Source organism: Streptomyces sp. SD31 (assembly GCF_052068475.1).
Classification (GTDB): domain Bacteria; phylum Actinomycetota; class Actinomycetes; order Streptomycetales; family Streptomycetaceae; genus Streptomyces.
The window spans coordinates 122,644-129,611 of the sequence record NZ_JBQHCX010000025.1; the positions used below are offsets into that span (position 1 = coordinate 122,644).

Below are 6,968 nucleotides of genomic sequence, written 5' to 3' on the forward strand. Positions count from 1 at the left end.
GATTTAGTCCGAGCGATCATCGGACCGCCACAACCAGCGCAAGGCATCAGGGAGCAGGACACCACCGTGGTTGGGGCTGTGGCCGCCATCGCCCACGACAAGGCGGAAGTCGTAGCTGGCTTCCCCGAGTGCGGCCGCGACACGCAAGTTGTTGGCGAGCCAGTTCCGCTCGGGTTCGTTCCAGCGCAGGTCACGATGGCCCACCTGGAGGAAAATGCGCAGCGGCTTGCGGGGAACGCTGGGGATCAGCTCGGGGTAAGGGTTGTCTCCTGGCATCTGCGCGAAGCTGGACAGGTACCCGATGACGCGCCGGAACTTGTCCGGTCGCAGCCAGGCTGCCGTAAAGGCGCAGTTGCCGCCGCTGCTGCCACCGCAGATGCCCCACTGATCGGGGTCCTCGGCGATCGAGTAGAGCTTCCTGACCTCGGGGATGATCTCGCTCAGAAGGAAACTGACGTACCGATCGTCGAATGCGTCATACTCGGCGTTGCGGTTCTTCGGATCCTCAGCGTCGGGGAAGACCCCGGGGTCGACGAACACGCCGATGGTGACCGGGATGTCACCGCGGTGGACGAGATTGTCCAGGACGATCGCGCCACGGACCTCCCCTTCGGGATCCAGGTACCACCATCCGTCCTGGAACACCATCAGCGACGCCGGCTCGGAAGGGCTGTACTGCGCGGGCACGTGGACCCAGAACTTTCGGGATGTGCCCGGATAGATCGCGCTGCCGTTCCAGTCGAATTCGATCGTCTCGCCGACGGGCACGCCGGGTTGTACAACCGAGTCGGGGCCGTAGGCGTAGCGAACGTCCGATTGGTCAACCGGAAGCGGCTGATAGGGCACCTCGATCGTCATGCGGGCCAACCTAGGAGAGATCGCGAACTGTCTCGATGGGGTTTAGGACCCATGCTGGTTTCGTCGACGGGATCCGACACCACTTGTCGCTCAGGGCCGAGAACGCCTCGTTTCGCCGGAGGGCGATGTCTGTGAGTTCTGGCAACGCTTGAGGGGTTGCGGTGGGAGCATTGACGTGCCCTGCGGGATGAGGCTGCGATGACGCCACCGAAATCCAAGGTCGACTTGTACGCGGCGATCCGCCGTGATGCCCGGGTAGGGATGTCGTACCGGGCAGCCTTGATGCGTGAGTACGGAGTCGGATTCCGCACGGTGAAGGCCGCGTTGGAGTCGGTCTGGCCGGAGCCGCGCAAGAAGCCGAGACCTCGCGGGACCCGACTGGACCCCTACAAGTCGTTGATCGACCAGATGCTCCGGGCGGATCTGGACGCGCCGCGCAAGCAGCGTCACACCGTCAAGCGGATCTTCGACCGGCTCCTGGACGAGCACGGGGCGGAGGCGGTGACCTATCCGATGGTGCGGGCCTATGTCGCCGACCGTCGCCCCCAGATCGCTGTTGAGGCCGGCCGCGGGGCGGTACACGCGTTCATTCCGCAGTCCCACAGGTCGGGGGCCGAGGCGGAGGTGGACTTCGGCGACGTGAAGGTACGTCTGGCCGGTGAGCTGGTCACCTGCTTCGTGTTCGCGATGCGCCTGTCGTATTCGGGCAAGGCCGTGCACCGCGTCTTCGCCTCCTGCGGCCAGGAGGCGTTCCTCGAAGGCCACGTCCACGCTCTCAGCGTGCTGGGCGGAGTGCCCACCGGCAAGGTCCGTTACGACAACCTCCGCTCCGCGGTCTCCCGGGTACTCAGCTCGCGCTCCCGCGCGGAGAACGAGCGGTGGACCGCGTTCCGGTCGCACTACGGCATCGACGCGGCCTACTGCCTGCCCGGCATCGAGGGCGCCCACGAGAACGGTGGGGTCGAGGGCAGATCGGCTGGTTCCGCCGGAACCATATGGTCCCCGTCCCAGAAGTCGTCTCCCTTGCCCAGCTGAACGCGATGATCGAGCAGTGGGATGAGGAGGACGGACAGCGCCGGATCGGCTCCCGGCCGCGGCCGGTGAGCGAGTACTTCGCCGTCGAACGGCCACTGCTGCAGCCGTTACCGGACGAACCCTTCGAGACCGGGCGGTTGTTCAGCCTGCGGGTCGACCGCTTCAGCCAGATCAGCGTCCGCACCAACCGCTACTCGGTGCCGGTGCGGCTGATCGGCCGGACGCTCCGGGCAATGCTGCACGCGTCCGAGCTGGTGGTCTACGACGGCCAGCAGGAGGTCGCCCGCCACGAACGGCTGATCGCCAAGGGACAGACTCGGCTGGATCTGGACCACTACCTGGAAGCCCTGGTCCGCAAGCCCGGAGCGTTTCCCGGGGCCACCGCCCTCGAACAGGCCCGTTCCGCAGGGAAGTTCACGCCGGTCCATGACGCCTGGTGGGAGGCGGCGAAGGCCGCCCACAGCGAGCGGGACGGCATCCGGGCCCTGATCGAAGTCCTGCTGATGGGCCGCCACGTCCCCCACGAACACCTGGTCGCCGGGCTCGCCTCCGCGCTCAGGGCCGGCGCGTTGACCGCGGACGCGGTCGCCCTGGAGGCGCGGAAGGCGGCCGAAGCCGACGAGGTCGCGGCTCCTGTCGTCCCTGCGGAGCCGGAACGGACGAACGTGACCTCGCTGACCGAAGGGCGGCTTGCCCAGCTGCCGTCCGACGCCCGGCCGCTGCCCTCGGTCGCGGCCTACGGCCAGCTGCTGCGAGTACGGCAGCCGGCCGACCGCCCCGCCATCCAGGGAGAGATGCCGTGACACTCAAACGACACCGAGGGCTGACCGAACAGGCCGCCACCGCCGCCGTCGACCAGGCATGCCGCATGCTGAGGCTGCCCACCATCCGGGCCCAGTTCCCCGAACTGGCCGAAGCCGCCGCCCGCGACCAGATGTCGTATCGCGGCTTCCTCGCCGAACTGCTGATGGCCGAGTGCGACGACCGGGCCCGCCGCCGCTCCGAACGACGTATCAAGGCGGTGCAGTTCCCGCGAGAGAAGTCGATCAGGGCCTTCGACTTCGACGCCAACCCGAACATCGACCCAGCCGTCATCCACACCCTGGCCACCTGCGAATGGGTCAAGAAGGGACTGCCGCTCTGCCTGATCGGCGACTCCGGAACCGGCAAGTCCCACCGCCTGATCGCGCTCGGCACCGAGGCCGCCATGGCCGGCTTCCGGGTCCGCTACACACTGGCCACCAAGCTGGTCAACGAGCTGGTCGAGGCCGCGGACGAGAAGATCCTGACCAAGACCATCGCCCGCTACGGGCGCGTCGATCTCCTCTGCATAGACGAACTCGGCTACATGGAGCTGGACCGCAGGGGCGCTGAGCTGCTGTTCCAGGTGCTGACCGAACGCGAGGAGAAGAACAGCGTCGCCATCGCCTCCAACGAGTCGTTTGGCGGGTGGACCAAAACGTTCACCGATCCGCGACTCTGCGCGGCCATCGTCGACCGCCTCACGTTCGGCGGGAACATCATCGAGACCGGCACCGACTCCTACCGGCTCGCCAGCACCCGGGCCGCCCGGGCGCAGAGTGCAGCCTCAGGCTGACCCGTCCGAGCCTCAAAAACCGGCCAGAGACTGCGTTCACCGCTATCCGTGCCACGACCGAGTGCGCGTGCGCTGAACGCGCTAAGCCGGGCGGGGGAGCGAGTTGAGGCCGTCGATCGCGATGTCGGTGGCCCTTTGAACGGCTTTGTAGGTCTGCTCCGGCCGGTTGCCCCGCTTGTGGCATGCGGCGACGACGACCTTGATCGCCCCGACCAGCGAGCCCACCGCCGCGGCGGCCTCGACGAGGTCCAGCTCGGGGCAAGCGAGGTGGAGCGCTTCGGTCAGCTGTAGCTGGATGTCGAACAGCAGGTGCAGTTCGCGCGCCTGAAGTGCCGGGACCGACGCGATCAGCCGGGTCCGAGCCGGGCCGACCTTCCGCGCCAACTCCGAGTCCGCGTCCGCGAAAACACTCTGGTCGATGACGCGCCGCAGCAGTTCGGCCACCGGTTCGCCGGGCTGCCGTTCTCCGATGATCTCGACCGCGCGCTCCAGCCGCGACCTGTCGTCGAAGAAGACGATGTCGTCCTTGCTGTCGAAGTAGCTGAAGAAGGTCCGTGTCGCGATGTCTGCGGTGGCCGCGATCTCCGCCACGGTTGTCTGGTCGTAACCCTTCTCGGCGAACAATCGCAGGGCGCCTTCGATGAGCGCTTGCCTCGTGCGCATCTTCTTCCGCTGGCGCAGCCCTGGGTCGCTCGTCACGACAGCACCTTACCGCATGCGATGTAATTTTGCATTCATTGACGTTTTGCATCAAGTGCTGTTTTATCGGGAGGTCCGTACCGACCGAGGAGCGGCCGATGGAGAGCACGTCCCCGGCAGTAGTCATGCCCACGGCCCGCCAGAACCCGTTCGATCCGCCCGAGGAACTGCGCCGCCGACAGGGGCTCGGCCCCATCCATCGGATGACCTACGTCGACGGTGGTCAGGGGTGGTTGGTGACCGGCTACGCCGCAGCGCGGGCGATCCTGGCAGATCCCCGGTTCAGCGTCCGCCCGGACCACATGCGCTCACCGATCGCCCAGCCGGCAACGGCGCCCGTGCCGCCGGGATTCTTCCTCCGCATGGACCCGCCCGAGCACGACCACTATCGGCGGTTGCTCACCGGTGACTTCACGGTGCGCCGGATAAAGCTCCTCGAACCGGAGATCGAAGCGATCGTCAATGACCAGTTGAACGCGATGGAGCTCGCCGGGGGCCCGGCCGACCTGTTCAAGGCATTCGCGCTGCCGATCCCGTCACAAGTGATCGGCGAACTGCTCGGGGTGCCCTACTCCGACAGGCAGGAGTTCCAGCGGAACGCCGCCACGCTCTTGAACGTCGACCTCACACCGGAACACCGGCAAGAGGCGGTCAGCGAGCTCATGGCATATCTACGGGACCTGCTGCGCCACAAGCGTTCCTGGCCAGAGGAAGATGTGCTCAGCGGGCTCGCTGCGCACGAGGGACTTACTGCGGACGAGAGGGCCGGACTGGCGCTCCTGCTCCTGATCGCCGGGCATGAGACGACGGCGCACATGCTTGCGCTGGGCACTTTCGCTCTGCTGGCCAACCCCGCACAGTTAGCCGAGGTCCGCGACAAGGAGGAAGACGCCCCTGCAGTGGTCGAGGAGCTGCTGCGTTACCTCACGATCATCCATCACGTGGTCCGCGTCGCGCTCCAGGACATCGAGCTCCACGGCTGCCCGATCAAGGCCGGCGAGTCCGTCACCGTCGCACTGTCCGCGGCGAACCGGGACGCTGACCATTTCGCCGACCCGGACGCGCTTGACCTCACCCGCTCCACGGCCGGACACCTCGCGTTCGGTCACGGCCTCCACCGGTGCCTCGGGCAGCGACTGGCCCGCGCCGAAATGCGCATCGCCCTCCCCGCACTGCTTCGCCGCTTCCCGGCACTACGTCTCACTGTCGCGCCCGAGCAAGTGCCACTGCGGTCGGCCATGACGGTCTACGGCGTGCGTGAACTTCCGGTCACCTGGTAGGCAGATCAAGGTCGAGAAGAACGACGGGTGCTCGGCGACTTGCAGCGCGACGTCTGCGAGTTTGAGCAATGCCCCTTCACTGCCGGCTCCCCACCGCCATCCGGCCCTTCAAGCACCGCCCGCATCGGACCACGATCGTCTGGATCAAACTCACCCAGGCGCACGGCATGGATCAGTTGCGCCTCCGGTGTTGTCACTTCTCATCGACATTTCCGACCCGAGTGATCGCTAAGTGCTTCCGGAAACCGCCGACAAATGTTGTCCGTTCCCACCTACGAAACCACCATGCCCTCACACGGCTTGACTTCTCCGTTGGGAAGCCACTTTGACGCTCAGTGTTCCTTGGCCTGCGGCTGGTTTGTCTCCGGCGTCGGCCTTCAGGAGGCCGTCAACGACTTGTGGAAGTACACGTCTTCGTGCCCGCCGGGAACGCCTGTAAGTCGACCGGTCTCGCGGTAGCCCTGTTCGCGGTAGAAGCCGGGGGCCTGGAACGTGTAAGAGGAGACGATCGCGTCGATGCAGCCGCGCCGTGCGCCCTCCTCCTCGGCGGCCTTCAGGATCCTGGCGCCCCAGCCCGCGCGCCGCTGGTCCTCGCGCACCCACAGCATCTCGACGGCGCAGAGGGTGCCCCAGGTCCAGCCGGTGAGCCCGCCGACCAGTTCTCCGTCCGTGTCAGTTACCCGGACGGAGAGCTCGGTCGGCCGCCCGGCCCCGCTCTCGCTGGCGTTGAAGGCGGTGAGCTCGTCGTCAAGCCGCTGCTGCAGTTCGTCGTCCTGGCCGCCGACCTGCAGCGACGCAGCGAGCGTGGGGTGCTGTTCAGTGGTCATGCGACGGAGTATCACAGCGGCGGTGGTGCCTCGCCGAGCGTTTTCCGGCGGCATACGAGGAAACCGGCCACGGGTGCTGCTTCGGCAAACAGGTTCCTTGTCGTCCAACAGCTCACCGACCCAGTGCGGGCGCAGTGCGGCGTCCGCGCCAGTGCAGCTGAACAAGACTGGTTGCGCCATCGGGCCTTCTCTGCCCCTCGGAGACCGGACAGCTGGAAGCCGCTCGGAACGCCTGCCCGGAGACAAGCGCCGCCTGCGACCTCGCACGGGAGTTCACAGACATGGTCCGCCACCGTCGGGGCCAGTTGCTCCGGTACTGGATCCCGCAAGCGGAGCCAAGCGGCCCCGCGGCTATCGGCATCTTCGCCGCCTCCGTCCGTCAGGACCTACAGGCCTTCACGGCCGGCCTAACCCTGCCCTACAGCTCCGGCATCGTTGAAGGTCACGTCAACAGAATCAGGACCATCAAACGCCAGATGTACGGCCGAGCCTCCTTCACGCTGCTCACAGCCCGCATCCTCTTACAGGCGTAGCCGTCACGGAAACACGGTCACAGCCAAGTGAGGCACTCAGTCACAGCCGCAGTGACTGAGTGCGCTAGGGTCCGTCTTCAAAGATCGCAGTGTGGTGGATCATGGTGGAGTGATACGCCGTCATGAACTCACCGATCAG

The 6,968-nt window shown here is 66.5% G+C and carries 6 protein-coding genes and 1 pseudogene; 4 read left to right on the forward strand and 3 right to left on the reverse strand.

Annotated elements, in window-relative coordinates; translation table 11 throughout:
• Positions 1-3: 3 nt before the first annotated feature.
• The gene (locus ACTMVF_RS39595) at positions 4-858 is read right to left on the reverse strand and encodes an alpha/beta hydrolase (protein WP_441275930.1); all 855 of its coding nucleotides are present in this window, start codon (positions 856-858) and stop codon (positions 4-6) included.
• Between the two features lie 198 nt (positions 859-1,056).
• On the opposite strand from ACTMVF_RS39595, the pseudogene istA reads away from it, so the two are divergent.
• Positions 1,057-2,696 (forward strand): annotated as a pseudogene (istA, locus tag ACTMVF_RS39600) (IS21 family transposase).
• A complete protein-coding gene (istB, locus tag ACTMVF_RS39605) occupies positions 2,693-3,490 on the forward strand; it encodes an IS21-like element helper ATPase IstB (RefSeq protein ID WP_441275931.1) in 798 nt (265 codons plus the stop codon). The pseudogene istA and the gene istB overlap by 4 nt, the downstream one beginning before the upstream one ends.
• Before the next feature lie 81 nt (positions 3,491-3,571).
• Here istB and ACTMVF_RS39610 read toward each other — a convergent pair whose 3' ends face one another.
• Positions 3,572-4,189 carry a TetR/AcrR family transcriptional regulator gene (locus ACTMVF_RS39610; RefSeq protein WP_441275932.1) on the reverse strand — a complete coding sequence of 206 codons (618 nt, stop codon included), beginning with the start codon at positions 4,187-4,189 and terminating at the stop codon, positions 3,572-3,574.
• A gap of 98 nt (positions 4,190-4,287) precedes the next feature.
• On the opposite strand from ACTMVF_RS39610, the gene ACTMVF_RS39615 reads away from it, so the two are divergent.
• Entirely contained in the window at positions 4,288-5,469 is a 1,182-nt protein-coding gene (locus ACTMVF_RS39615) for a cytochrome P450 (RefSeq protein WP_441275941.1), read from the forward strand.
• 377 nt (positions 5,470-5,846) lie between these two features.
• Here the strand turns inward: ACTMVF_RS39615 and ACTMVF_RS39620 are convergent, their stop codons facing one another.
• Positions 5,847-6,296, reverse strand: a complete 450-nt coding sequence (locus tag ACTMVF_RS39620; RefSeq protein ID WP_441275933.1) for a GNAT family N-acetyltransferase — start codon at positions 6,294-6,296, stop codon at positions 5,847-5,849.
• A gap of 167 nt (positions 6,297-6,463) precedes the next feature.
• Between ACTMVF_RS39620 and ACTMVF_RS39625 the strand changes: the two genes are divergently transcribed.
• Positions 6,464-6,829 carry an ISL3 family transposase gene (locus ACTMVF_RS39625; RefSeq protein WP_441275942.1) on the forward strand — a complete coding sequence of 122 codons (366 nt, stop codon included), beginning with the start codon at positions 6,464-6,466 and terminating at the stop codon, positions 6,827-6,829.
• The last annotated feature ends 139 nt before the right edge of the window (positions 6,830-6,968 follow it).